25 protein-coding genes and 2 pseudogenes are annotated in these 24,604 nt (G+C 42.9%); 11 read left to right on the forward strand and 16 right to left on the reverse strand.

All coding sequences use genetic code 11. From position 1 onward, the window contains the following. The first annotated feature begins 279 nt into the window (after nucleotides 1-279). Nucleotides 280-501, forward strand: coding sequence for a type II toxin-antitoxin system Phd/YefM family antitoxin (locus EDF78_RS23950; RefSeq protein WP_037035656.1), 222 nt, complete (start codon nucleotides 280-282; stop codon nucleotides 499-501). A gap of 540 nt (nucleotides 502-1,041) precedes the next feature. Next, the gene (locus tag EDF78_RS23960; RefSeq protein ID WP_243839487.1) at nucleotides 1,042-1,245 is read left to right on the forward strand and encodes a helix-turn-helix domain-containing protein; all 204 of its coding nucleotides are present in this window, start codon (nucleotides 1,042-1,044) and stop codon (nucleotides 1,243-1,245) included. A 1-nt stretch (nucleotide 1,246) separates the two neighbouring features. On the opposite strand, the pseudogene EDF78_RS23965 reads toward EDF78_RS23960, so the two are convergent. After that, a pseudogene (locus EDF78_RS23965) lies at nucleotides 1,247-1,426 on the reverse strand (IS3 family transposase); the annotation flags it as partial. A gap of 65 nt (nucleotides 1,427-1,491) precedes the next feature. Here EDF78_RS23965 and EDF78_RS23970 point away from each other — a divergent pair. Then, nucleotides 1,492-2,642, forward strand: a protein-coding gene (locus EDF78_RS23970; RefSeq protein WP_133824052.1) for an IS3 family transposase whose coding sequence is annotated in 2 segments (ribosomal slippage) — nucleotides 1,492-1,750 and nucleotides 1,750-2,642 — 1,152 coding nt in all. Because the reading frame shifts where the segments join, the coding sequence is not laid out codon by codon here. Nucleotides 2,643-2,736: 94 nt separating this feature from the next. Further along, nucleotides 2,737-3,009 carry a hypothetical protein gene (locus tag EDF78_RS23975; protein WP_133824053.1) on the forward strand — a complete coding sequence of 91 codons (273 nt, stop codon included), beginning with the start codon at nucleotides 2,737-2,739 and terminating at the stop codon, nucleotides 3,007-3,009. Nucleotides 3,010-3,151: 142 nt separating this feature from the next. Here EDF78_RS23975 and EDF78_RS23980 read toward each other — a convergent pair whose 3' ends face one another. From EDF78_RS23980 to EDF78_RS24000, 5 genes are all read right to left on the reverse strand, one after another. Next, nucleotides 3,152-4,273, reverse strand: coding sequence for a DUF3472 domain-containing protein (locus tag EDF78_RS23980; RefSeq protein ID WP_133824054.1), 1,122 nt, complete (start codon nucleotides 4,271-4,273; stop codon nucleotides 3,152-3,154). Nucleotides 4,274-4,314: 41 nt separating this feature from the next. After that, on the reverse strand, nucleotides 4,315-4,911 hold the full coding sequence (locus EDF78_RS23985; protein WP_279586846.1) for an aromatic amino acid transport family protein: 597 nt from the start codon (nucleotides 4,909-4,911) through the stop codon (nucleotides 4,315-4,317). 268 nt (nucleotides 4,912-5,179) lie between these two features. Next, nucleotides 5,180-5,875 (reverse strand): aquaporin Z, encoded by a 696-nt coding sequence (gene aqpZ, locus EDF78_RS23990; protein ID WP_133824056.1) that lies wholly within the window; start codon nucleotides 5,873-5,875, stop codon nucleotides 5,180-5,182. Nucleotides 5,876-6,056: 181 nt separating this feature from the next. Further along, a complete protein-coding gene (locus tag EDF78_RS23995) occupies nucleotides 6,057-6,437 on the reverse strand; it encodes a YidB family protein (RefSeq protein ID WP_133824057.1) in 381 nt (126 codons plus the stop codon). 36 nt (nucleotides 6,438-6,473) lie between these two features. Next, nucleotides 6,474-6,734: a GlsB/YeaQ/YmgE family stress response membrane protein gene (locus EDF78_RS24000; RefSeq protein WP_133824058.1), complete on the reverse strand. Its 261-nt coding sequence runs from the start codon at nucleotides 6,732-6,734 to the stop codon at nucleotides 6,474-6,476. A 129-nt stretch (nucleotides 6,735-6,863) separates the two neighbouring features. Between EDF78_RS24000 and EDF78_RS24005 the strand changes: the two genes are divergently transcribed. Then, nucleotides 6,864-7,121 carry a LysM peptidoglycan-binding domain-containing protein gene (locus tag EDF78_RS24005; protein ID WP_133824059.1) on the forward strand — a complete coding sequence of 86 codons (258 nt, stop codon included), beginning with the start codon at nucleotides 6,864-6,866 and terminating at the stop codon, nucleotides 7,119-7,121. Between the two features lie 903 nt (nucleotides 7,122-8,024). Here EDF78_RS24005 and EDF78_RS24015 read toward each other — a convergent pair. From EDF78_RS24015 to EDF78_RS24045, 7 genes are all read right to left on the reverse strand, one after another. Next, complete coding sequence (locus EDF78_RS24015) at nucleotides 8,025-8,306, reverse strand: hypothetical protein (protein WP_133824060.1); 282 nt, start codon at nucleotides 8,304-8,306, stop codon at nucleotides 8,025-8,027. Nucleotides 8,307-8,583: 277 nt separating this feature from the next. Then, the gene (locus tag EDF78_RS24020) at nucleotides 8,584-8,790 is read right to left on the reverse strand and encodes a hypothetical protein (protein WP_133824061.1); all 207 of its coding nucleotides are present in this window, start codon (nucleotides 8,788-8,790) and stop codon (nucleotides 8,584-8,586) included. A 210-nt stretch (nucleotides 8,791-9,000) separates the two neighbouring features. Further along, nucleotides 9,001-9,951 carry a hypothetical protein gene (locus EDF78_RS24025; RefSeq protein ID WP_133824062.1) on the reverse strand — a complete coding sequence of 317 codons (951 nt, stop codon included), beginning with the start codon at nucleotides 9,949-9,951 and terminating at the stop codon, nucleotides 9,001-9,003. Nucleotides 9,952-9,976: 25 nt separating this feature from the next. Further along, nucleotides 9,977-10,558: a fimbrial protein gene (locus tag EDF78_RS24030; protein WP_166654493.1), complete on the reverse strand. Its 582-nt coding sequence runs from the start codon at nucleotides 10,556-10,558 to the stop codon at nucleotides 9,977-9,979. Between the two features lie 72 nt (nucleotides 10,559-10,630). After that, the gene (locus EDF78_RS24035; protein WP_243839481.1) at nucleotides 10,631-13,270 is read right to left on the reverse strand and encodes a fimbria/pilus outer membrane usher protein; all 2,640 of its coding nucleotides are present in this window, start codon (nucleotides 13,268-13,270) and stop codon (nucleotides 10,631-10,633) included. Nucleotides 13,271-13,295: 25 nt separating this feature from the next. Next, complete coding sequence (locus EDF78_RS24040) at nucleotides 13,296-14,009, reverse strand: fimbria/pilus periplasmic chaperone (protein WP_133824064.1); 714 nt, start codon at nucleotides 14,007-14,009, stop codon at nucleotides 13,296-13,298. 540 nt (nucleotides 14,010-14,549) lie between these two features. Beyond that, the gene (locus EDF78_RS24045; protein WP_133824065.1) at nucleotides 14,550-15,179 is read right to left on the reverse strand and encodes a helix-turn-helix transcriptional regulator; all 630 of its coding nucleotides are present in this window, start codon (nucleotides 15,177-15,179) and stop codon (nucleotides 14,550-14,552) included. Between the two features lie 277 nt (nucleotides 15,180-15,456). On the opposite strand from EDF78_RS24045, the gene EDF78_RS24050 reads away from it, so the two are divergent. From EDF78_RS24050 to EDF78_RS24075, 6 genes and pseudogenes are all read left to right on the forward strand, one after another. Beyond that, nucleotides 15,457-16,275, forward strand: coding sequence for a winged helix-turn-helix domain-containing protein (locus EDF78_RS24050; protein WP_243839482.1), 819 nt, complete (start codon nucleotides 15,457-15,459; stop codon nucleotides 16,273-16,275). 201 nt (nucleotides 16,276-16,476) lie between these two features. Beyond that, entirely contained in the window at nucleotides 16,477-16,758 is a 282-nt protein-coding gene (locus tag EDF78_RS25870) for a hypothetical protein (protein ID WP_243839483.1), read from the forward strand. A gap of 140 nt (nucleotides 16,759-16,898) precedes the next feature. Then, nucleotides 16,899-17,342 carry a PACE efflux transporter gene (locus EDF78_RS24060; RefSeq protein WP_133824067.1) on the forward strand — a complete coding sequence of 148 codons (444 nt, stop codon included), beginning with the start codon at nucleotides 16,899-16,901 and terminating at the stop codon, nucleotides 17,340-17,342. Nucleotides 17,343-17,872: 530 nt separating this feature from the next. Beyond that, the gene (locus EDF78_RS24065) at nucleotides 17,873-18,223 is read left to right on the forward strand and encodes an SH3 domain-containing protein (protein ID WP_071889847.1); all 351 of its coding nucleotides are present in this window, start codon (nucleotides 17,873-17,875) and stop codon (nucleotides 18,221-18,223) included. Nucleotides 18,224-18,241: 18 nt separating this feature from the next. After that, a pseudogene (locus EDF78_RS24070) lies at nucleotides 18,242-18,685 on the forward strand (helix-turn-helix domain-containing protein); the annotation flags it as partial. 80 nt (nucleotides 18,686-18,765) lie between these two features. Then, a protein-coding gene (locus EDF78_RS24075) for an IS3 family transposase (protein ID WP_133824068.1) occupies nucleotides 18,766-19,865 on the forward strand; the annotation gives its coding sequence in 2 pieces (ribosomal slippage) (nucleotides 18,766-19,027 and nucleotides 19,027-19,865; 1,101 coding nt in all). Nucleotides 19,866-19,968: 103 nt separating this feature from the next. Here EDF78_RS24075 and EDF78_RS24080 read toward each other — a convergent pair. The 3 genes from EDF78_RS24080 to EDF78_RS24090 all read right to left on the reverse strand — a co-directional run bounded on the left by EDF78_RS24080 (nucleotide 19,969) and on the right by EDF78_RS24090 (nucleotide 24,139). Further along, nucleotides 19,969-21,321 carry a hypothetical protein gene (locus tag EDF78_RS24080; RefSeq protein ID WP_133824069.1) on the reverse strand — a complete coding sequence of 451 codons (1,353 nt, stop codon included), beginning with the start codon at nucleotides 21,319-21,321 and terminating at the stop codon, nucleotides 19,969-19,971. Nucleotides 21,322-21,483: 162 nt separating this feature from the next. Further along, nucleotides 21,484-22,968: a glycosyltransferase gene (locus EDF78_RS24085; protein WP_133824070.1), complete on the reverse strand. Its 1,485-nt coding sequence runs from the start codon at nucleotides 22,966-22,968 to the stop codon at nucleotides 21,484-21,486. Nucleotide 22,969: 1 nt separating this feature from the next. Beyond that, nucleotides 22,970-24,139 (reverse strand): glycosyltransferase family 2 protein, encoded by a 1,170-nt coding sequence (locus EDF78_RS24090; RefSeq protein ID WP_166654494.1) that lies wholly within the window; start codon nucleotides 24,137-24,139, stop codon nucleotides 22,970-22,972. Between the last annotated feature and the right edge of the window lie 465 nt (nucleotides 24,140-24,604).

Raw genomic sequence — 24,604 nt, forward strand, 5'->3', positions numbered from 1 at the left:
TGCGGCATCTCTTATAGTTTCGATAAATTCAGGTAAAGGGGTCAGTGTTGCAACAATTTTCACTTCGCTCATAGGGATCCTTTAGTTGCCAATTATTTGTTCTGGATTTATATAATCCAGGTGCGAATTATTCAGGGTAGTTGGGAATTGGTCATTATGCCAACCAATATTAGATCTTGCGTGTTATCCAATAGCCCCAGTGGAAGTGTTGAAAAAAAACTGATGGAGTGTACATTATGCTGTACATGTGGGTTGTACACTTCAATGAGGCATATGACTATGCAAGCTATAAATTTTACGACTGCCCGGAATGAACTGGCTTCAGTTCTTGATAGCGTTTCTAGCGGTGAGCCTATAATTATCACACGTCGATCGGCAAAGCCCGTTGTTGTTATTGATGCTGAGCAATATGAAAAAATGCTGAAAATTCAGGCTGAATCAGATTTCGATTGGTTGTTTAGTGAACATGGCAAGACGCTTGAGGCTCTTAAAAACCGATGATTTATTTTCCTTCAAGCAAAGACATCATTGGCATTCATGACCGAATGATTTCTGCTTACTGAGGCCTTTCCGGCTATGCTGACCCAGGTCGGATAGAAAGTATGGCAACACGAATTCTGAACCGCCACATGTATGAAGGCGAGGATGATATATACGTTCTAGCTGCTGCATATCTTCTTGCTATAGCGCGGGGCATTGTTTCAATGATGCAAATAAGAGAACCGCATTTGCCTCATCTGCTTTATTCTTGCGCCGTAATGACATTCTTGTCCGGTTTTCTCCAAGTCATGAAGAGTTGACTGTCTCAGCCGCACAGGGGAACCTGGATGTGTGGAATATCGCTGAAGTCCTAAAACAGTCAACCTGAAAAAATAGTATTCACATTTTATCTCGCATAATTTAACATAATTAACGTTATGCGAAGTTATCTTGTTACTCCAAAACGCTAATGTCGTACGCAACAACTCACAGATGTCGTCTCTGAACTAGTCTTAGAATTCCTCAGGCTTAGCTCAGGATGCAGACTTTATGTTGGTGACTATGACAGATAAAGATATATACCGGCTCGGCATCATCCAGCGTGTTCACGACCACACTCTACTGCAGCGTGAAGCTGCACGCCTCCTCGAACTCACCGTACGTCAGGTACAGCGTGTTTTGCGGCGCTACCGTGAACATGGAGCAGCGTCGATTGTGTCAGCCCGACGCGGCCCTCCCGGCAATAACCGCATTCCTGAAGATTAAGGGCGATTCCGCTTCGGTTGCAGATCTCATGGACGGCTTGAGCTCTTTCTTCATGACTGAAGCATTTATTTGTATTTGAGCGGATAATCAGAGGGCGCCGGTTTGGATATATTTCTTCAATCCAACGTTTAAGAAATACGTCGTTGGGATAGCCTATGGCTCGCCGAGTAAACGCCAGACAACTGATCTTACCCAGCAATAGTGGACACGCGACTAAGTGAGTAAACTCTCAACCAGAGGTGACTCATGACAAAACCAGCATCAACCAGCAAAAAGCCCCGTAAGCAACATGTGCCTGAATTTCGCAACGAAGCCCTGAAGCTTGCTGAGCGTATCGGTGTGGCTGCCGCTGCCCGTGAACTTAGCCTGTATGAATCGCAGCTTTATGCTTGGCACAGCAAGCTGAAGAATGCACATTCCTCTTCCGAACGTGAGCAGGAAATGGCTGTTGAAATTGCCCGCCTTAAGCGTCAACTGGCGGAGCAGGCAGAGGAACTGGCCATTATCCAAAAGGCCGCGACATACTTCGCGAAGCGCCTGAAATGAAGTATGTCTTCATCAAAAATCATCAGGCTGAGTTCAGTATCAAAGCGATGTGTCGTGTGCTTCGGGTTGCCCGCAGCGGCTGGTATGCCTGGCGTTTGCGCCACCATCAGCAAGGCCCGCGTCAACAGTTCCGCCTCATCTGTGATACGGCTGTCCGTGAGGCATTCATGGAGGCAAAACAGCGCTATGGTGCACCTCGTCTCGCAGACGAACTGCCGGAGTACAACATCAAAACCATTGCTGCCAGCCTGCGTCGTCAGGGGCTAAGGGCGAAAGCCGCCCGGAAGTTTAGCCCGGTCAGCTACCGTGAACATAGTCTGCCGGTATCGAATAATCTGTTAGAGCAGGACTTCAGCGCTGACGGCCCGAACCAGAAGTGGGCGGGTGACATCACATATCTGCGCACGGATGAAGGCTGGCTGTACCTGGCGGTGGTCATCGATCTGTGGTCACGTTCCGTCATTGGCTGGTCGATGTCGTCACGCATGACAGCCCAACTGGCCTGCGATGCGCTGCAAATGGCGCTCTGGCGGCGTAAACGCCCGAAAAATGTCATCGTTCACACGGATCGTGGTGGGCAGTACTGTTCATCGGACTATCAGACCTTGCTGAAACGCCATAATCTACGTGGAAGCATGAGCGCAAAAGGTTGTTTTTATGACAATGCCTGCGTGGAAAGCTTCTTTCACTCGCTGAAAGTGGAATGTATCCACGGAGAGCGCTTTAGCAGCCGTGAAATGATGCGGATGACGGTGTTTAACTATATTGAGTGTGATTACAATCGCTGGCGTCGCCACAGTGCCTGCGGCGGTCTCAGCCCGGAACAATTTGAAAACCAGAACCTCGCTTAGAGCCGTGTCCACATTACGTGGGTAAGATCAGTATGATTCTGTCTCTCTGTATTATCTTCTGCATTGTTTACGGGGAACGATGCATGAAAAGGTAATGGCGATTGAACATGCCTTACAGGCCTTAACAGATCGCGGAACCCTGCACGGGGCCACGATATTAAGGAAGGGGGTGGAGCATAATGGCTTTGGCCGATATTTAATGACGGTCTATAACAGGAAAGGCATATTTAATAACGCAGCAGATTCTTGTGAGGATTTGAGAACCGTTCTAGAACGCTACTTTGATAAGGTTGATATCCGGCAATATGGCATTGTCGCCGTGTTTACCGCGTCGGTGAAAAAAACACAAACGATGCCGGATAACTGAAACGCTGAAAAAGGGAAATCTGGGATTCCGGTGTAGAATCCCATTTAAAAAAATTTGTTAAGATTAGTTTACGCTTTGCGGACAAAGAATCCATTCTTTATAAAAGATAAAGAATGTTTTTAGTATAGGTTTTATATATAAATTAAACTTCAAATGAATTATATCCAAAGTTAGATTTTTGATTAAAGATATCATAAAATTCGAAAGTTATGTAATATGTACCTGATTGCAAATCACCAGTATCCAGTTGAATATCTCTTTTATGCGGAGATGTTTCCGTATGACTAATTACTAAATCGCCATCTGTCCCACTCTTTCTTATTTCTACTGTGAATGTTAATTGTGGCGGCGTTGATTCGTCTAATTCCCATGAAACATTGGTGATGTTACTTTCTTTTACATACGCGGCTGTTAATTTTAAAATTACCGGAGAAACCACCAATTTTGGTTTATCTTCCCACTGATTGGGCATCAATGTGATAAGTTCTTCGGTATTTGTTGAAGTGCCTACACTCAATTTTATATTTGCATCTTGATATAGTTCAGCATTCCACAAACTGGGCTTCCCACCTGCAGAAGCAAGATACGTTGTCGGTTTTTCCCAAACACCATCTTTATCCATTCTAAAACGCTGGCCATAAATGCCATAATAGGATTCTTCATCCCCTGCAAATCTTTCAATAAATCCATTGCAGCTATTTCCTGTAAGGGAGATACTTTCTCCTGGAATATCAGCTGACATATAATGAGTCCATTTCGACTCCAGATACGAATACATAAACATTCCCATTCCAGTCGTTTTCGAGCCAACTGGATTATCCCAGCGTCTGATTACCAATGCGTACCATTGATTTTGAACCCAAGGCATAGGGTGTGAAGTGTGAAGACCTGTACCTTCGCCACCAAAGTGGCTGGAATACAAACCTGGTAATCCATATGTCAGAGTAACTTCAGTGGGAAGAGAGGGATCAAGGTCATCTAAATCCCAGATTGAACAAATATTATTTCTTGTAAAAACCTGCCCATCACGAATTACATCGTTTTGGTGTTGAATACCTGCGTATGCTCCTCTTTCTCCGAAATAAAAATTACAGCCACTCCAATAAATATTAACTTTGTCTCCATCGGATGGAACCATCTGTTCAACATAAATCAACTCAGCTTCATTTTTCTCAAAATATGAAGTTAAGGATGGCCCCCACGTAGGTACATCGGTCAGATTACTATTATTAAAATTCACATTTCTTTCAATTTCATTCTTCATATAAAACTCCTAATTATCAAGTAAAAAATCATGTGTGATGATTACACTTCTGCCCCACTGTCCATTGCACTAATATGGGTATACGGGATATGCCCGTAAGGGCATGATTTACCTTCCTCTTTCTTCTGTTGATAATACAATGCCAGTGGCAAAATGATGGGAGCACAACCAAACGAAAAAGTGATCAACGGGAGAGATAGCCAGATCTCCTTTATGGAGATACGGTAAGTATTTTTATCCAGCTGCTGAAGCTGCTGGGTTAAGAGACTATGATCCCACTGCGGTATCATCGCCACAGCAATAGTCATAATGGAAAGAGCAAAAGGCAATGCCAGCACCCCCATAGTGCGCACTACTCTATCTCTTCCTTTAGTGACAACACTGAATAATGCTGTGATGCAAACAAACGACAGCATCGCTCTGTTGATGGTCGGTTGATGCATATGTGAAGTCAGATAATTTTCAATAGTATTGATGAGTGAAATACCATAAACCAGCACCACCGGATAGAAAGCAAGGAAATATAAAATCGTCAAGAAAACATTACTTTTTTTCCCAAGGAAATGGCCAAACAATCTGTCAGAAGATGATGCCGAATTCTTTATCATGTATACACGGCAAAGAAGCTTATGGGCAATAGAGAGAGCGGCATTGCAAGGATAAGCATAGCGAAGAAAATAACCGGCCCTCTTATACCAATTTCAACTGGAAGAAATAATGTTCCCGCTCCTACCGTCGTACCATATAATGCCAGCACCCAAATTAACCCCTGACTTCTGATACTTTTTTGTTGCATTATAAACCCGATTAATTTAATAGTTTTCACCAGTGATACAATCGTTGATTCATTAGCAACTCGCTCATATCATCAGGAATTCATTAACAAATAAAATATTTCGCTTAAATTTAATTTTTTGATGCCAGAGCAAAACGATAAAATAAACCGCCGATCACCCCGCCCACCAATGGCATCAACCAAAATACCCACAACTGCTGCAATGCCCAGGTTCCCTGAAATAATGCGACAGCGGTACTACGCGCCGGGTTCACAGAAGTATTCGTTATCGGAATGCTGATAAGATGAATCAGGGTCAATGCCAGACCAATGGCAATAGGTGCAAAGCCAGCAGGGGCACGCTTATCCGTTGCGCCATGAATGATAATCAGGAAGATAGCGGTAAGAACGCCTTCACTGATCAACGCAGCCGAAAGGCTGTAACCGCCCGGAGAGTGCGAACCATAACCATTAGACGCAAACCCACTCGCAGTGGCATCAAATCCTGCATGTCCGCTGGCAATAAGGTACAACACGCTGGCCGCCACAACGCCGCCCAGAACTTGCGAAATAATGTAAGGCACAACCTCACGGGCAGGAATACGACCGCCGGCGAATAAACCTAACGTCACTGCCGGGTTAAAGTGTCCGCCTGATATATGTCCCACCGCAAATGCCATAGTCAATACGGTAAGGCCAAATGCCAGCGCGACACCGGCAAACCCGATCCCAACTCCCGGAAAGCCAGCGGCAAAAATTGCACTGCCCCAACCGCCAAAAACTAATACAAATGTGCCAATAAATTCGGCAGATAATTTTTTAAACATACAATTTCCTGGCGTCAGCCATTCTGTGAAAATTTCAAGTGATACAGATACCGCACCCCTAAGAGATTATTTCAAGGGGTTGTTTCTGAGATTATCATTTCAGTGTTTTAGTCTGACCAAGCAATAGACAGAGAGTAAAGTATTTCGAACAACCCCAAAATTGGGTTCTTCAGGTTAAATATTAGTAATAAATTTTACTGAGATCATCAATCAAATCTGTATTCTCATTCATATTTCCATTCGATGATGCCATGTTCACTAATTGCGGAAGGCATTCTGCCAGAAGCTTAGAAGCGTCATTGAAGTTGATGCCTAAATGATCAGCCAATTGATTAATCTCGCTGGTATTAAGCATTTTTTGAACGAGCTCACTACTTATAGCCCTATTCTTGTCATCACTAAGCCATGATTTTACAATATCACTGAACTCCCCATTTTGAAGACGATTCACGATAGAGTGGATCCCTCCCTGCTGTTCTACCCACTCAACCACCCCTTTAAACTCGTCACTAATCTGATCACTTAGACCCAGACTTCCCAAAATATTTTGTATTAAGCTCATATAATTACTCCTGGAATAAATTAAATCGGTCGAATATTAATGCTGTTTTTTTGAACGCAGCATATGCATAAAAAACAGAAGAATCACTGCACCTAAGGTAGCAATTGCAACGCTGGGAAAATTAAAACCATTTACATTACCCAATCCTAATGATGTGCTGACCCAACCGCCTGTCAATGCACCAGCAACCCCGAGTAAAATAGTCATGAACAATCCAATATGTTGTTTCCCAGGCATAACACATCGTGCTAAAACACCTGTAACCAGACCAAATAAAACCCACGATAAAATACCCACAACGCCCACCTCATTTAAATAAATATTGTATATTTAACGTTTGGATATATATTACTTGTGCTTTCATTTGGATTGCAAACCTAATTTATAAATGTAACCTAAACATTAGATTTTCATGAGAGGCTTCATATGAATATTTTTGAAAAAGTTAAAAACATCGGTAGTGAATTGTTAAATGACGTACAAAAAAATGACACCACAACCCCGGTAACTAAATCAGAAAATGTACGTACCTACACCGTGAAAGAAGGAGATACATTAAGCAGTATTGCGAAGGAATTTTATCACCAACCCTCTCAATACATGAGCATCTTTGAAGAAAACAAAGATCAACTGACTAATCCTGATCACATCGTCACCGGCCAGGTTTTACGCATCCCAGAGTAATTCAGTTCATATCCCAAAGTTAATCCTCATCTGAATGATTAACTTTATTCCTGGAGGGCGAGTTTTCATTGTTTCAGCTACGCCTTCCATTTCTCATTTTTTTGTGATTCGTATATTAACCCTTAACGTTACGAAGGATTAATCTCAAGAAAATTTCCATTTCAGATATGAACAGATATTACATTTTCTCAATTCAAAAAATGATGTGCATAAGAATTTTATGAGTTGTCCGTTTCGGGTTTATACCTTTAAAAATATCAAAACCCGGCAGCGATGCGCTTTCACGCTAAAGCGTATTTGTTCTACTGACCGCATGAACTACACTTCAAGGAGTTACAGGATGAGTTTTTATTTTGTCAAAAGCATTAAACGTTTGACGGCTGCATCATTGCTTTGTCTGGTCGCAACCACTTCGGCGTTTGCCGGCATCCCCGGCAAGTGCATACAGGGTTCGACGATAGACTGGGACTGCGTTTGTGTTTACTGGTGTGCTAACAGTAATGGGGGTGCAGCCTGTAATTGCGACCTAAACCCCTGAATATCAAGTTGCCTGTTTGAGATTTGGAAGATATCTGGTCGTTTAGCTAGGAAAAATTTGATGTCGTTAAAGTGGACGAGTATAGCAGCCGTTTTAACGACCTATCTCAGGTGTTAGCGACTCACGAAATCGGCACTCAAAGACCAGAATTAGGCGGGCACATTTTTTCCCTGCCGATAGAGAGACATGTGTTTTTCTTCATTCCCTCCGATACTTCCATCACCGTTATCCGTATTCTGAATCAGTCACAGAACGTTGTTCGCCATTTGCTCTAGCGGTAACGACCGTTGGGGATAACTACTGCATCAAGCACACCGAAATTGTTATTTCAAAGCGATAATATTGTGGTGCAGATGCGGATATTTTTAGCGCCAACTGACAGGTTTCTCGTGATATTTTTTTTCAAATTTGTCCTGCAAAGATTCACAATATTTCGTGCGCAAAAATGTGCTGTTAGCACCATCACTTGAAGTTGTTTTACGAAGCCAGCAATATTCAATGAGTGATTTATCCAGACGTTTGCTATCTTCTTTTGTACGGCCAGCAACCGGTAAAGTTTCTTTATCTGGTAAGATGCCTTTATCTGAAAGATAAATAAGCACAATGCAACATATAATAAAACCTAAGAACATCCTAAAAATTTTCATTCTGGCTCCACAACAATCGAAATTTGATTAAAGAATTATTCACAGGACAGTTTGGCTTCTATCGTGCCTGTATAGTTTCCCGGTCTGGCTGACGACGGCACGTCGTCCAGTTCAACGGTATAGTCTTTAATCAGGTCTCCCCTCCATTGGGCATCCGCTGCATTCCAGTTGGTGGTGAGGATGAATCCACGATGGAATAACTCAGCGTGCCATCGCCCTCGCTCTTCATGAGTCCGCCGTTGCTATCATGAGCACTTGGTTTGTATGACGTATATTGTTACTCAATGAGGTCACCTGGCTGCATCAACAGGCAGGACAATAAGTCTATATCCGCCTTAGCAAAGGAAAAAATCATCCGGTTAATCAACTCAGTTTCAGAGATATTTAGCAGGCCAGAATAATTTTGCAGTATTTTTCGGCATGGGGAAGATATCTTGATTTTCATGTTCTTCCCATCGCCCTGTTGAAAAGTAGAGTTAGCCATCAGATAGTTTCCTTTATTAGTGTGAAAATAACTGTTTAATTCATATATTAATTGATTATAAAAACGCATTTTTATGCGGATGTGTAACGATTGTACTTCATTCAGGTTTTTCAAGAAAACGCAACAATGAAAATAGGTTTTTATGCTAACTGATTACGGGTGAAAATGAATAATCAGTCTTTAAGATGAGTAATCTTCTTCTGGATTTTTTTATTTAAAGTTCATCATCACAGTCACATTTACATCATACTTCTCTGCCTGGGCTCCTGATTTTACTATGGCATCAACTTCAGGTGTCACGGTTTTTGTCGCGCCATCCAATATTTCACCTATGCTGTAATTAGATGATCCGTCTGCCGTCCATTCTTCTCCTGACTTTGATGAGTCATCGCCATAAAGCATTTTTAAGGTAATACTATCATCATCATAAACATGATTACCCTCATTCGCCGAGCTGGTTGATAAGGTTAAGTCTACTTTTGGTATATAATGAATCCCGCTAACATTATTACAATTAACAGTGATTGGAAGCGTTTTTTTCGCCTCTTTGTTCCCATTAGATGATGTGCTTAGTGTCGGCATGACTAACTGCGACTGCACTGAAAGTGAACAACTTGGTGGCGGAATATTAATATTTACAAATACTTTTGCCACTAACATATAGTCTGTATCTTGTGGCCACCAAGTTTTTGCCTCTAGATCGCACTGAAATATCTGTGTCTTTGATTGGGTTTGCGTGCCGCCCGTTTGTTCAATGGATATCCATGCTTTTGTTGTTATTGGAACAGGGTTCCCTGCGGTTACATTAATATTTCCCTGCTCAATTTTATTATCAGCAACACCTAAAATTTTGACAGAAAATCCGCTGGAACCATAGATTGCACGACAGTCACCATGATCCCCACCTACCGGTGACCAGTGGACATTGAACTGATTAGCACCAATATCCCATATTTCTTTGGAAAACTCGGTTGTGACTGGCTCTGGTAATTCTGTATAACCGTTGCCGACCCATAAACTAAAATTATCCTGATTTATATTTACGGTCGTTCTCGGGACGGCACCAAAGCATAGTGTACACGTCAATGGTATTATAAAAACTAATGCTTTATATAGGAAATGCATACTCACTCCAATGCCGTTAAGATAATTTGAAGTCACCGGGATATTCCCGGTGACTTTAGTTTTATTCGTACGTCAGATATAAGGTAGCCAGGCTGGTTAATTTACCCACAGTTACACCACTTGTGGGTGTATCGCCGTTAGAAGCATCAGCCTTCGCAGTTCGAACCATTTCGGCAAGGAAAGTTAAATTGGCGTTGTCACCCGAAACAGGATAGTCGACAGATGTCAGAGCATCTGGGGTCATCACTGTATTCTGAGCGGGGCCACCTAACACTTGAACGGCCACACCGGCAGCTCCATCTTTCAGAGTATTAGCAAAATCTGAAGATTCTGTGGCGTCTGGAGTCCCCTGAGCAGTCACACTGATCGTGTTCACTCCGCTGCAACCCGTCAGTGTCAACACGAACGGTTTGATGGCACCGATATCGCCAGGTGTGGTCATTTTATCGGCAGAAACTTTACCCAAGTCTACTTGAATATTTTTAGTCCCATCCCAGCCGGCTTGGCATGTCGCTGCCGTAATTTCACCTGTAATTTCTACCTTTGCTTCAGCTGAGCTTGCCGTTGCGGCAGATGCATTGCCAATGGACAGAGCAACCAGACCCGCCAATAAACCCATTTTTAAAATATCTTTTTTAGACACGCTATATTTCCTTTTTATGTTAACAACATTTTGTCCGTTCTCATTCGTAATAAAATTGAGTGGGGACATTGATTAATAGCAGGTTTCTGCTATTAGAATTAATGGTGGCTGAGGAGACTTAACTTCAATATTATATTTTGCGGCACATTGTTGATCTGCTCCCAATCCCCATTTGGCTTTTATATTTCCTTGTGGGTGTAACCCGGTTAAATAGACCTGTCCTTCTTCCCCGACCATGCCGACGCTATTATCACTGGTACTTACCGTAGTACCGAGAGGGAGGGGCTTTCCTGCATGTGTTAATGTCATCAACACACGACTACCCGAATGAGTGGCAAAATTTGCCCTGACTAAAGCACCCTTTGTCGGAACGACATAATCAACCGCATCATCAATATCCGTCGAGTTATCGAGTCGGCTGATATCCAGAGAGACCCGGTTTTCATGGTACGTGTTGGCATAAGGAATAACGCTGTAGCCTCGCCAATCTGTAGATATACCGTTCTGATTATCTACCGGCACACCTGATGCCCCCGGCGCCGCAACCAGTATATTCGTTGCGCCTAATGGCTCACTTAACGTTATCCCCCCACTGTGGAGTACGACGCCGCCGGATGCGCCGTATCGGATTTGTTTATAATCTGCGCTGTAACCATATCCCACGGAGGCATCGCCGTAAGTTCCACGGTAGCCCAGAGCCACATCACCGCTGTTTCCGTCTTGCTTGCCGTATCCCTGAGAAACACTCCAGTCCAGATTATTGGCTTCAAGGGCCGTGCCGCTGATGTCCATTTGATGCGTCAGCTTGCCTTCACTGTCCCGGTTTGCGTTATAGGTTACCCAGGCCTGATGGGCATCATCCTTACTGCTGCCATGAGGCGAAAATACATCCAACGGGACGGTCAGTGAGAAGTACAGAGCACGGTCAGCTTTTGGCTGGCCACTCATCCTGCTGTAGCTGTAGGACAGGGTGTAACTAACATGACCCACGGCGGAACTGAAACCCGTCTGTAATGACGTTGCCGTAGCTGAATCATTCCAATAGTTCTGCCTGCTGCCGCTCAGATAGAGTTGTCCAAATTTTCCAATGCGCTGGGAAATGTTGGCCTGAATGCGTTCCCGTTTATTGCCATAAAGATTGTAATAGCCGGACCATTTTTCCTTAACGGGCTTGCCTGAGGCATCTAAGCTGTCTGTATCGTAAAGCCAGCCAGACATTCTTTTGAGTGCGGATTCATCAAAAGTATGAAATCCTTTCGTTGAATACCGATAGCCAGCCAGTTGAAACGTTGTTCCTGTCATGAGCAGGGAGCGGGCGTAAAGGAACCGCACGGACTGCCCATCATGGCGTGAGCCATCGCTCAATGTGCTGTCAGCCTGAGTAATGTCAGCGGATAGTGCACCCCAGTTACCCATATTGATACCGGCGCCTACGGCGATAGACTGATAGTCAGACGCAATCTGCGTACCGCCATAGGCCGTGATAGCATGGGGTAACCCCCAGAGCAGATGCCCTTGTACAAATGCCGGGCTTTCATAGCCGCTTCTGTTATAGCGCCCGGCCGTTACGCCAAAGCGCGTATGTCCTTGCCGCTGGAGTACGGGTAATGATGAGAAGGGCACAGTGAAAACCCTGACCGAACCGTTAGCTTCCGTCACCGTGACTTCAAGATCTCCGCCTGAAGAAACAGGGAAAAGATCATCAATAACAAAGGCACCGGCAGCCACGTAAGTGTTGTAAACCACGTTCCCATGTTCACGAATGGTCACCTTTGCATTGGAATAGGCTGTGCCGTGTATTTCAGGTGCGAATCCGCGCAGCGTGTCCGGATACATACTGTCATCCCGGGAAATTTGCAGGCCACGAAATGAAAATGCGTCAAAGACGTCACTGTCTGTCGTGCTGTCACCCATCGTCAGTTCACTTTTCAACGGAATAATGGTGCGTTGCACATAAGTATTCTGATGTACCCACTGACTTCTGCTCTCTGAATTACCCTGGTACATATTCCAGTTGCTGTTATCCCTTAGACGCCAGGGGCCAAAATTAAAACCACTGGTTAAGTTCAAATAGTTGCTGCGAGTTGTGCCAAAACTTCCTCGGTTTTCAGCACCACTGAGCTGATAACTGAATAAAGCCGCAGTGATCCCTTCGTCCCATTTTTCGGTGGGTATCGAAACGTTGCTAAGCCGTTTTAAAGCCGCCTGGGGAATACTGATATCCAGGCGCATTTTCTGAAAATCAAATGCTGTAAAGGCCTGAGGGACGTATTCCCCGGGTGAAATACATTTCCCAGCAGGTGTATTCGCAAGTCCATCAAAGTGCGAGACATTGACCCCCATCCATATCAAGTTTTCTTTCGTCAGACATGCCATCAATCCTGTATGGTCATGAATGTGAGAGGGGGAAGCATTCTCTGAAGAGGTGTTTCTAAGTTCACCCTTAGCCTCTTCATCTGGAGACGATGCCTCTTGCACTGCGGTAAAATTCAGTGACTTTGCCGCCAGAAATTTTCCGTTGAGATAAATGTCTACCGAATATTCACCTGCAGGTTGTGTTGCTTTTTCAAATCGTGAAAGGTCAGCAATATTGTCGTTGTATCCTGATAGCATTTCAGGGTCAAAATGCAGGGCCGCGTGCGAAAAAAAAGGAAGTGCTGATATTACGGTCCACAAATACCGAAAAATAATTATCGAATTTTGCTTACCCATAGCACCACCTTCATTTTTAACGCTCTTAGTTAATCGGACGTGACAGTAACTTAGTTATTGCGCCACTATCATTAATCGTTTGAAAAAAAATTGTGTTTGCGTTAGCTGATTTCACAGAACTTAATACACTTTCTTTCGGCCCTACCATGACGTCTTTTAATGCCGTGCCGCCATATTTAATACCCGTCAGCGTAATGTAGTATGGGGTAGGGTTAGATATTCTTACCCCCCCGGCATCTCGGCTAAAACTCAAAGATTGCGGTGCTTCATCAGAAGTCGGTTTCAGGCCATCGGGTCGTATAAATAATTTAATTCTGCTTGCCGTCGCCACTTTGAACTCACTGGCATCGCTTTTCTTCTCATCAGTAGAAGGAATGGCTTTGGCGATAAAGTAATAAAGCGTTTCTCGATCCTGCCGCTGGTTTTTATTCACATGGAAAATATGAAGCGTATTTTCATTTCCTGGCTCACTTAAATACAACGGGGGAGTCACGATAAGGTCTGCACTTTTACGCCCAGCAGCATCTTCAACCCACGACTGAATCAGAAAAGAATCCGTCGTGGATGAGTTCAATACCGACACGGTTTGCTGCCCCGATTGTTCAGGATATACAATTCTAGTAGCCTGAATGGCAACGCCACCGTCAGAAAATGCGCAAAAACAGGTTAAAGAACATATTCCTCCCAAAACCCACTTCGTTCTGGATTTAGAAAAAATCAAATTTCTGAAAAATGACATTTTAAGTTTCCACTTCCAATATTAAGATTTATGCTCGTCTAACGAGCAGGTCTCGGCTACGATCTAACAGACGAAATTAATGCCCCAAGTATAAATATGAACAGGTGCTGAATTTACAAAAAATATTAAGTAATATTTTTCATGCTAATGTTCGGTAAGCTAACTTCTACAATTTATTCTTTGTAAGAAACGCCACTGCATTTCTTCATCCAGACTTTTGGCGGCATGATACTTCTGAGCAATAATTCCTGACTCTATGCACATAGCCAATGTGTCATGATGTCGCGTCATTTCCTGATAATCCTCAATGATGTCGAAAGGTGCAGGATGTGTTTTGTTCTGTAAAGAAAATATGTCGCCCTGAATTCTTTGCGTTGTGTGTTTCAGGGGTAACGTTAATCCCATCAGGATCCCAATCATTATTAATAAACATGAAATGAGCATAGTAGATATTTTCATATTGTGATTTCGAGCCCAACCTAAAATAATAAACCACACTCTTAGAATGCGCGCGATACCATACCCCCTGTCGGCCTTATATTATTTTTCAGCTAAAACCAGGCACTCTCCGGTGATGTGGTTCGGCATAACCGTCCTTTGACTGAATATCTTACGGGAGCAAAGTTCAATTAGCTGGTGTTTCATAACCAGCTCTGCAGTTGATGACACATCATACTTTCTCATCACCCTTCTCTTTTGCGAACTGACCGTTTTATCATTAAGGTTTAATATCTTTGCTATTGAGCAGGGTTTCATTCCTGCCAGTAACAGATTGATGACTCTGTATTCGCAAAGCGTAAGTTCTTCCGGTGAATTATCAACGCAAACTTTATCTGAACTGCATGCATCTTCTATTTCATACGCAATACGCGCCTGGCTATTGTGCACATTGATAAAAACACAGGTTACACCCCATAGTCCTCTAATGATGCGCCTGACAGATTCCGGTGCGATAATTATCGCTAAATCACATAAAGAAAAAAAATGTGATTCTCTGCATAGAAAACTAAAGGCTTCAGCTCTGGAGCGTTGAGTTATGATGAAAATGATGGTATGTGTACAGGAGACCCCAATGCTGTGTTGATTTAGAAAGTCTGTCACGCCTAAAGCAGCATAGTTATCATCTGTAATAATCTTCACTCCGCTTGTTTTGGTTACCTCGATCTCCACACCCCCACTCCTTTAAAAATAAGCACCGTCGTCACCTTCAAATCGATGAGCTGCATGATAAGGGGATTCTGAAATATGACAAATCATGAATATCTGATGGATTTTTCATGCGAGATGCTGCATCATAAATAAAACACATTGTATTGATATTATTGAATATTTAAGTGTTACCGCTTGCCCATGCGATCGGATTGCACTTGTCAGATTCAACGTGATGAGAGTTTTATGATATTTTTAAGTTATTCAATGGGACTAACAGCGACCCGGTGTAATGAAAATGATGAAGATTAAAGCCATTCTTCTAGAGGGTAAGGTCGCTTACGAGCCAGATACCCATTCAGTTTATAACGTGGGAGATGAAAAAAATCAGGTTACACTGGCCATTCCCGCCAGCCTGTGCTTTTTCGATTTACTGCAAAAAAAAGGTGAAATTGTCTCGCATGATGAACTGCTATCCTCCGCCTGGGAATCGCGGGGAATGATAGTGGCACCTAATACCCTTTATCAGAATATGTCTATTTTGAGAAAATCCCTTATCTCACTAGGTATTTCCAGCAATATAATCAAAACGGTCCCCAAACGCGGCTTTGTTATCCCTTCAGACTTTCCTGTTGAATTTATTTATGAAACCGAAAATACGCTTCCTGAAAAATCACAGCAAGAGGCGTTTGATAAGAGCAAACCACCCGAAGTGATCTCTGCCCCCCCTCCTGAGCACACTGAAAGTGTATCTCGGTGGGTACAAAACCTTGTTTTAACCTTGATATGTGGCCTGGTCGTTTATAGTAGTTACCTTGTCTCAAACTACCTGGGTGAAGACACTATCCCTCAATACATTGCGCCCGATTTTGTAAAAATCAAAAGTATGAGTGATTGTCAGATTTTCAGAAATGTTTCACTTGAAGGAGACGAATTCTTTACAAAATTCATGACCGACAAGAATTTAACCTGCGGGAAAGAGAAGTGGTGGTACCTGACAAACTATCCCCCTTCCCTGCAGGTCTCATTATTACGTTGTTCAAAAGAACTTAATGTAAAATCATCGCCAACAACGTCGCTGTGTGTTTCGGACTTCTACAGTGAAAGTGATCAATAAATGAAGATAATTCACCTTCGTTCTATCTGTGTTTTTATGGTTCTTATACTGTGCGCCGGCATGGGATATTTACTAAGTAAAAAAACCTTGTATGATAAAGACACATTTTTCTGCACATCTAATTTTACCATCCACAATGGCAATGAAATACTCAGGTTGTCGATTAATTTTAATTTAAATCACGGCACGGGATTTACCACTATGAATGGGGCATTGTATCGTAATGGTATTAAGGCGTCAGATATTAATATTGAAAAGGAATTTCTGTACACTCAACTAGATGGTGAGTTTGCATTTGCACAAAAACCTCAGGGTGTTCTGGAGTTAAACAACAGTGACATGACTGTACTTAAAAAATATCTCCCCGATTTTTACATCACCAATACGGCCGGAACGCATCATGTCAGGATAAAAACCATCAAGCCGGGGGTCTGGATCTTCACCACTACCCCAACACCTTATCTGGTCTGTTCGGAATATTAAATATGCCTTGTTTAATTTCGCCAAGGAAAAAAATGACCCGATATTGACAGTCTGATGTCTAAAAGAGCGTTTACCCTGCGGTGATGTTTAATGCGGATAATAGAGGGATATCTGGGCAGTCTTGCTAAAGGAATATGAATTTGTACGTTGAGCTGAATAAAAGCGTAGGGGAGAGGATTTTCCATGCGCTCTTGTTTGAAATTATCGCTAATTTCATTCTTTCTGTTGTCGTCAGCCAGATGCTGGATGTTACGCTGACGGCCGCAGGTTTTCTCTCTTTGATATCCGCCTTCGTAGCCACGATCTGGAATTATATTTTTAATCTGTTCTTTGACAGGCTGCAGGCAAAAATGGAGTTCGACAGAACACTGTGCGTGCGGTTGATGCATACCGTCAGCTTTGAAGTGATCCTGATCGCCACCCTGATCCCGTTTGCCATGTTTATCCTGCACTTGCATTTTATGCAGGCCTTATCGACAGAAGTGGGGTTGGTGTTGTTCTTTATACCCTATACCCTGTTGTATAACGGGCTCTATGATTATCTACGCCCCCGGGTGACAGGTGCTGTGCGTCAATCGCGTTGACTGAGTTACCCTCCTAGGATTTTTCTGACGATCATTTTCTTGCCTCTGCCCGTCTGCAGATACCAGGGCTCCTGATTGGGGTTTCGCCCCAGACTGCCTATTGTCATTTTCTCAAGATTAGGGTTTATCCGTAGACTGCCCAATTTTCCCCTCCCCCCCCGCACCGCCGATTTTCCCTTTATAATCCGTAGCTTACCCCACTACCGAACGAGATGGTAAAGATTGATCCTAAACCCGCCCAGGGCTTGACCACCTCTGGTATAATCCGTGTTGTATCAGTGGCTTGCATACCGTCTGATGCGGTAAGGCGGCGGAAACGGGCGCGTTCCCGACCGCCCTATCCCCTCCCCCGCACGTTGAGCTTTTTCCGGTATAGCGGAAAACTCCCCTAAACGACTGATCACCATTTTGGTATTTATTCCGCTCGATGGGGACGCGGTTTTTCGGCACACTGTGTTTAATCGGGTCTTCCCCTGTTGTGGTGGCTATTGTAGGATTTTGGCTGTTCACCGTACAATGGGAGATGTCACTTGAATAATGCTGCTGTTGTCATCAAAAATTACACTTCTGCTTTTCCTGACCCCATTTCGATAACGAAGAATGATACTGTCGTTATCAGCCATTGTGACCTTGAATATCCGGGGTGGGTATGGATAACACTCCCCTCAGGCAAAGCCGGATGGGCTCCCCAACAAATATTTTCTCCCCTCAGTTCTAATGAAGTTACCTGTCTTGAAGACTACACGGCCCTTGAATTATCAGTCAGGTCCAGCGAGAAAATTACTGTCATCAAGTCTCTTAATGGCTGGTACTGGGCGCTTAAACACTCTGGAGAGTCTGGTTGGGTGCCAGAAGAATGTGTAAATCTTTTAAGTATCTAATCAACCCGGAGCACTTTCATGGACGAAAAATCCCTCTATGCTCATATCCTTAATCTGTCCGCACCGTGGCAGGTTCAGTCCCTTTCTTCTCTTGATGAAAAATCCGGTTCTGTGAAGGTCATTGTCGGCATTGCTGGGCACGCACAACTAACCTGCCCAACCTGCGGTAAATCCTGCTCCATACATGATCACCGGCGGCGCAAATGGCGTCACCTTGACACCTGTCAGTTCACCACGCTGGTTGAGGCTGATGTCCCCCGTGTTGACTTGCCGGAGCACGGTTGCCAGACACTGCCGATTCCCTGGGCAGGGCCAGGCAGCCGCTACACTTTGCTGTTCGAGGCCTTTGTTCTCTCATGGCTGAAAGTCAGCACCGTGGATGCTGTCAGAAAGCAACTTAAACTCAGTTGGAATGCCGTGGACGGCATTATGATGCGCGCAGTCAAACGAGGATTAGCCCGGTGATCTCCTCCCTGAAAACAGTGCCAGTCTAAACTGAAGTATCCGGTCTTTCTTTCATCTCACTGAGAGGCATATCAACCATGAAAAAGACCCGTTATACCGAAGAACAGATAGCCTTTGCCCTTAAACAGGCCGAAACCGGCACTCGGGTGGAGGAAGTGTGCAGAAAGATGGGGATTTCTGAGGCTACTTTTTACAATTGGAAGAAGAAGTTTGGCGGCATGGGCGTCACGGAACTGCGTCGGCTGCGTCAGCTGGAGGAAGAGAATAACCGCCTGAAACGGCTGGTCGCCGATCTCAGTCTGGACAAGGAAATGCTGCAGGACGTCATCCGAAAAAAGTTCTGAGGCCGGTGCAGAAACGCGAGGCGGTCGAATACCTGCTGGCGGCGTACCGCATCGGGGTTCGCAGGGGATGCCGGCTGATGATGCAGAGCCGAACGGTATACCACTACCGCAGCTGCCGCGATGACCGGGCCCTCACGCAGCGGATACGGGAGATTGCAGAAACCCGCATTCGTTATGGTGTGCAGCGGATCCATATCCTGCTGCGGCGCGAGGGCTGGCTGGTTAACCACAAGAAAACCCATCGGATTTACTGTCTGGAAGGGCTGAACCTGCGGTCAAAACGCCCGCGGCGGCACGTGACGGCCAGGCACAGGCGTATCCGCCCGGCCGTGACCGCTGTGGATCAGTGCTGGAGCATGGATTTCGTTGCTGATAATCTGTTCAACGGACGCCGGATCCGTGCCCTGACTGTAGTCGATAATTTTAGTCGTGAATGCGTGGCGATCGAGGTAGGCCAGGGGCTTCGCGGTGACGATGTGGTCGCCGTGATGGAACGGATCAGGCAGACACAGCAGCGTGTACCACAGCGGCTACAGACGGACAACGGCAGCGAATTTATCTCGAAAACGCTGGATCGCTGGGCGTATGAAAATCGTGTAACGATGGACTTCTCACGCCCCGGGAAGCCCACAGATAACGCCCTGGTTGAGTCATTTAACGGCAGCCTGCGTGATGAATGTCTGAACGTGCACTGCTTCCTGTCACTGGAAGATGCTCAGGAGAAGATCGAGCACTGGCGGCAGGAATATAACCAGTACCGGCCACATTCCTCGTTAAATAACCAGACTCCGGCAGAATTTATCCGAAGCCTGCAAACAGGCCCGGATCTCTGATTTATCCTGGCACCGATATTGGGAAGGGATCATATCCTGGCACCGATATTGGGAAGGGATCACTGTTTGCAGGGTTGTATAGCACACAACAAGCGTAAGTTTTCTATGTGATATTCAAAGTTGAAAGAATGTCGTTAGTTATATTAATAACAGCATTCCTAGCAGGGAATAGTTTCTCTATATTCTCAATTTGTTTACTTTTTAGAGAAGGGATTACTCCTGATAAGTACTTATTTATTAATTCCTCAACTCCTGCAACGTCTGTTACATAATAAAAACCACTAGAAAGAATTTCTCCTATGTCGTTGAAGTCTGCATGTCCTTCTCTTTCCATAAATATTATATCTTTTTGTAGGAATTGACACTCCATTAACATACTAATTCCATCGGTTATAATTAGATTACAGGCCGAACAAATTTCTGCATACTCTGCTCCATAATAAGAATGGCAATTATCCAAGCCATCCCAGGTTGTTATAAATGTTTCGTACTCACCATCTGGGATAGGCGACATATCTCCAGTGAGTTGCGTTACTAATGCAGGGTGAGGGCAAAAGACAAAGTCGATTTCTTTCTCTGATTGAGCGAGAGCAAGCATATCTCGCCACACCAATGGGAACATGCCAAAATCACTCCATCCTTTAGTTACGCTGTGATGAGGAGACCAAAGTATTCTATTATTCCCATCGGTACCGAATGGCCAGGATGGTTTCACACTTAAAAGATATTCAATTTTAGGATGCCCCACCACCTTAAATTGCCTTCCATCCATAGAACCATTAGTTATTGCATTATGCTTAACATACTCACTTGAACAGTAAGTTCTCCAACTCTTTCTATGATATGGACTATCAACCGCAGAATCTTTTATATCACCAGTATAGCTAGCATTTTTAATTATATTTGAGATCCCATAAGGAATGATTGCCAGCTTAGTAAAATTGAGATTGTCTGATGAAAAAGCTGGTGGGTAATCTGCATCCCATTGAGACTGCCTAAAAATCACGTCCGGTGATATTGACACCAAAATATCAAGAGCCTGATAGGAGTCTTGCATTCCCAACCTGATGTGATGGACGCATTGCTCAACTAAAAAGTAGTGAACGAGTGGCTCACCATCGTAAGAACTTTGGCCCGGGAATCTCTTATTAATAGAAGCCACAATTACGTCTACTTCATCAACTCTAGATAATTCATCGACCAATCCACCTATGGCATGCCACGCGTTTATATTATTAACTAAAAATAAAATCTTTGGTTTTATTATGGTTAATTCTTTAGTGTTCTTTGAGATAGAATTCAATATCATTCTATTTGATATTAGGGATAAATTTATTTCAGCGAGATTTTCCAACAGAATTCCTTGGTTCTCATTAAGATTGGTGAAATTTTCGTTATATTCGTATGTTGCAAACGCTTTTCTTTTTATTTTTGAAATAAATTCTCTAATTTTCATTACCTTAACCATATACCCTGAATGAGTTCCCCAGAAAATTCCAAACTAACTTCTTAATGGGAATGCCGATAACTTAAGAAAATGAAATCTTAATTGAGATTTGGATGTTTGTTGCGCCGTTATCAGACAGTACGGCTACAAACCATCGTGTTACAGGTAACATCATCTACTTACCTTATTTTTAAGTAAAAGTGAAGTAAAGAAAATAAACTTTCTCTTACGTTTGGAAATTTTTAACATCTGAATCAAACTGAGAAAGGATCTAAACCTAAGAATTTGCATGACCGCCTTCGAAGCATACTCTTTTTTTAACGAGTCGTTAATGATACTAAGTGCCCAATGATGCACATCCAACTCAAGTTCAAAAAAACTTTTCTCTTCATCATAATTTAACAACTCACCATATTTTGAAAAGACTTGGCTGAAAATATCAAAGTGCACATACAGGCGCTCATCCTTGATCGAGATATCCTGTCCTATGCGTCCCTGACGGTAATTATAGTAGCAATTAGGTATAGCGCTAATGGCCGAGGCATTAAAAAAAGCATCGAATTGGAATGGCAAATCATCGAATCTTTTTATATTTTCAGGGAAAAAAATTTTAGCCTGCATAAGAAAATCTTTTGCGTATATTCTTCGCCAAATCGTCGGCCGTTGATGAAGCAGATCTAATCTGGAAAGCTGAGTATCAAGAGGAAACGTAGTTATTTCTCCTGCTTCGTAGACCTCCTGATAACCACATTGGGCAATTTGCGCATTGTCAGCGATGGCTGAACGAAGAAGGTCATTAAACATGTCAGGTTCAACCCAGTCATCACCGTCAACGAAACCGATATAATTTCCTGTGGCGCTCATTATCCCGAGATTACGTGCGGATGCGCACCCTCCATTTTGTTTACGAATAACTCTGACCTTGTTTGGGTACTGTTGCTGCCATTTTTCAGAAACAGCAACGGAATTATCTGTAGAACCATCGTCAATGATCAGAATTTCAATACTTTCTAATGTCTGGGAAACTAAAGAAAAAATACACTTATCAACGTATGCACTAATGTTATAAACTGGAACAACGATTGAAACATCAACGGCATAGGGTGAACGCTTACCAGTTAATGGTTTGTCATTGTCTGAAAGCGTCCAAAAAAAAGTATCAACCTGGGTACGGCAGACCCGATGGATATCTAAGGTATCCAAACGTAGGGTATTAATTTCCCCGCAAATATGTTCTACGGTCCAGTGTTCACATATATGCTCCAGGGTATCCACAGTCAAAAACCTGGCGTCAACACGTACGGAAACTGTCGCTTTGCTTAGGAGTTCAATGATTGAAGAAGATTTTGGCTCAGAAAAAACTGATACCTGCTGTTTCAGTGAAACTTCGTTTTTAAGTATAAAATCTAAAATCGATAATTTTTTTTCATCATCTTCAATTATGATAAATTTTCCCGATTTAAAAGTATCAACCGCCGTTAGGAATTCAAGTCCTGACCGGAAACCCAAGAAAACAAGATAATCACTCCCTGCTGAATAAAAATTGACACCACTGCTCATTAATTGAAGGTGAACTTTGTCCTGAAGATAATCTTCATTACGTAACTCATGAGGCAGTTTTATTTCAAGTTTAGAGGTTTTATTAAAAGATAACATTTCAATTTCTCTTTGTAAATAAATTGCTACTTAAGAATTTAGTAATTATTTTTTTGAAAAACACCACGCTTGAACGACCAGAATTACAGCCAATGCATTTGATAAAAGCAAGTTTTATCAAAAAATTACGCTGTCCTGCACTGTAAGAGGAAATAAAAGATGTTTCCCCGCTCAACATGGCGAACATCAATACAATTTCTCGTAATGATTCAGATGTAGACATTGCGCCGATAAGAAAATTCCTGTTATCAATATATTTTTTAGAGAATAATTCTATGCACTGGTGGTAATACTCATGTCTGTCAGATGACCGCGTATTCATACCACACCAGTAAATCATCCTAACTAATATCGCAGCGATAGCCTGTTTCTGTGGTGGACTGGTAGATATCAATGAAATTGCAAATAGTGTCTCTTTTGCAACGGTCAGCATGTCGAATCTTTTATCATCACGTTGCTGAGTTATTTTACCACTTCTGTTAATACGGTAATAATACCCTACGTCATCTATCAAACCTATTTTAGTTGCTTTCAACAGTGATAAAACATGTGGTGCTACATCTTCATAATGAATGCCTGGTTTGAATTTATTAATGTGCCTTTCAAAGAAATCTCTTCGAATAACTCTGCAATTTGTATTAGGCTCAAAATTTAAAACATAAGGATGGGAAGTGGAATTAATTACTAGCTCTGTTGCTCCACTGAGCGCTTTATCCCATAATTTTTTATCGTAGAATGGTTCAATGTTCTGGGTGTAATCATCATATGTGACTGAGCGAAACATTACGATTTCAGCTGTTGTTACTTCTGCATACTTCGCTGCCTGACATACAACTTCAAAATTTAGCCAGTCATCACTATCACAGAATGTTATGTATTTTCCACGAGCATAGCGTAATGCAGTATTTCTGGCCTCTGAAAGGCCTTCATTTTTCTGCTTAATAATTAGCACATTTTTTTTATAATGATTAACCCAATCGAGTACCACTTTCATGCTATTGTCTTCACTTCCGTCATCAACAATGATTATTTCGATGTCCATAATTTTGTCTTCACGAAGTGAGGATAACGTGCGTAATACAAATTTCTCTGTGTTAAATACAGGAATAATCACTGTCATTAAAGGCGGCATAGAATGTAAGCGCCTGTCAATTACAAGGATTTCTTTCATCTTAAAACCTCCACTCATTCATAAATTTTTTTAATTTATTCAGACGGTTAAGCATTGTAGTTATAAAATGTTACTATTTTTATACATTTCTTTCTTTCGTTTGAATTCATTAACTCCAATTCTCTGGGGCTTACTCAGAAACGCCTGTGACAAGCAATCTTTTGGTTGCTTATTAAGTACACTTACCCAACTGGTGTTCAATCTGTGCAATCATTATCTCTATTATCATTGTCAATCGTTGACCTGCTACTGTGAATCCCGAAATTTACACCTACCAGATGATGATGAAAACGGATTAAGATAAATTCACTGTAATTCATTCTGGCCTATCCAGTCAGACTTCATAATCCGGATGATAACGCCCAAGATAAGCAAACCAGATTGCAGCAATCAGTTCACCACTGCAGTTTAGAGGGCATGAACATGATATGAGCTAAAATAGCTCATATGCAATTTCTCAGAAAA

The organism is Rahnella sp. BIGb0236, from assembly GCF_004364755.1.
GTDB classification, from domain to species: Bacteria; Pseudomonadota; Gammaproteobacteria; order Enterobacterales; family Enterobacteriaceae; genus Rahnella; species Rahnella victoriana.

Coding starts and splice junctions, on each gene's coding strand:
- EDF78_RS23950 (WP_037035656.1), top strand. CDS start 280: ATGCAAGCTATAAATTTTACGACTGCCCGGAATGAACTGGCTTCAGTT.
- EDF78_RS23960 (WP_243839487.1), top strand. CDS start 1,042: ATGACAGATAAAGATATATACCGGCTCGGCATCATCCAGCGTGTTCAC.
- EDF78_RS23975 (WP_133824053.1), top strand. CDS start 2,737: ATGGCGATTGAACATGCCTTACAGGCCTTAACAGATCGCGGAACCCTG.
- EDF78_RS23980 (WP_133824054.1), bottom strand. CDS start 4,273: ATGAAGAATGAAATTGAAAGAAATGTGAATTTTAATAATAGTAATCTG.
- aqpZ (WP_133824056.1), bottom strand. CDS start 5,875: ATGTTTAAAAAATTATCTGCCGAATTTATTGGCACATTTGTATTAGTT.
- EDF78_RS23995 (WP_133824057.1), bottom strand. CDS start 6,437: ATGAGCTTAATACAAAATATTTTGGGAAGTCTGGGTCTAAGTGATCAG.
- EDF78_RS24005 (WP_133824059.1), top strand. CDS start 6,864: ATGAATATTTTTGAAAAAGTTAAAAACATCGGTAGTGAATTGTTAAAT.
- EDF78_RS24015 (WP_133824060.1), bottom strand. CDS start 8,306: ATGAAAATTTTTAGGATGTTCTTAGGTTTTATTATATGTTGCATTGTG.
- EDF78_RS24020 (WP_133824061.1), bottom strand. CDS start 8,790: ATGGCTAACTCTACTTTTCAACAGGGCGATGGGAAGAACATGAAAATC.
- EDF78_RS24035 (WP_243839481.1), bottom strand. CDS start 13,270: ATGGGTAAGCAAAATTCGATAATTATTTTTCGGTATTTGTGGACCGTA.
- EDF78_RS24040 (WP_133824064.1), bottom strand. CDS start 14,009: ATGTCATTTTTCAGAAATTTGATTTTTTCTAAATCCAGAACGAAGTGG.
- EDF78_RS24050 (WP_243839482.1), top strand. CDS start 15,457: ATGATGAAGATTAAAGCCATTCTTCTAGAGGGTAAGGTCGCTTACGAG.
- EDF78_RS25870 (WP_243839483.1), top strand. CDS start 16,477: ATGAATGGGGCATTGTATCGTAATGGTATTAAGGCGTCAGATATTAAT.
- EDF78_RS24080 (WP_133824069.1), bottom strand. CDS start 21,321: ATGAAAATTAGAGAATTTATTTCAAAAATAAAAAGAAAAGCGTTTGCA.
- EDF78_RS24085 (WP_133824070.1), bottom strand. CDS start 22,968: ATGTTATCTTTTAATAAAACCTCTAAACTTGAAATAAAACTGCCTCAT.
- EDF78_RS24090 (WP_166654494.1), bottom strand. CDS start 24,139: ATGAAAGAAATCCTTGTAATTGACAGGCGCTTACATTCTATGCCGCCT.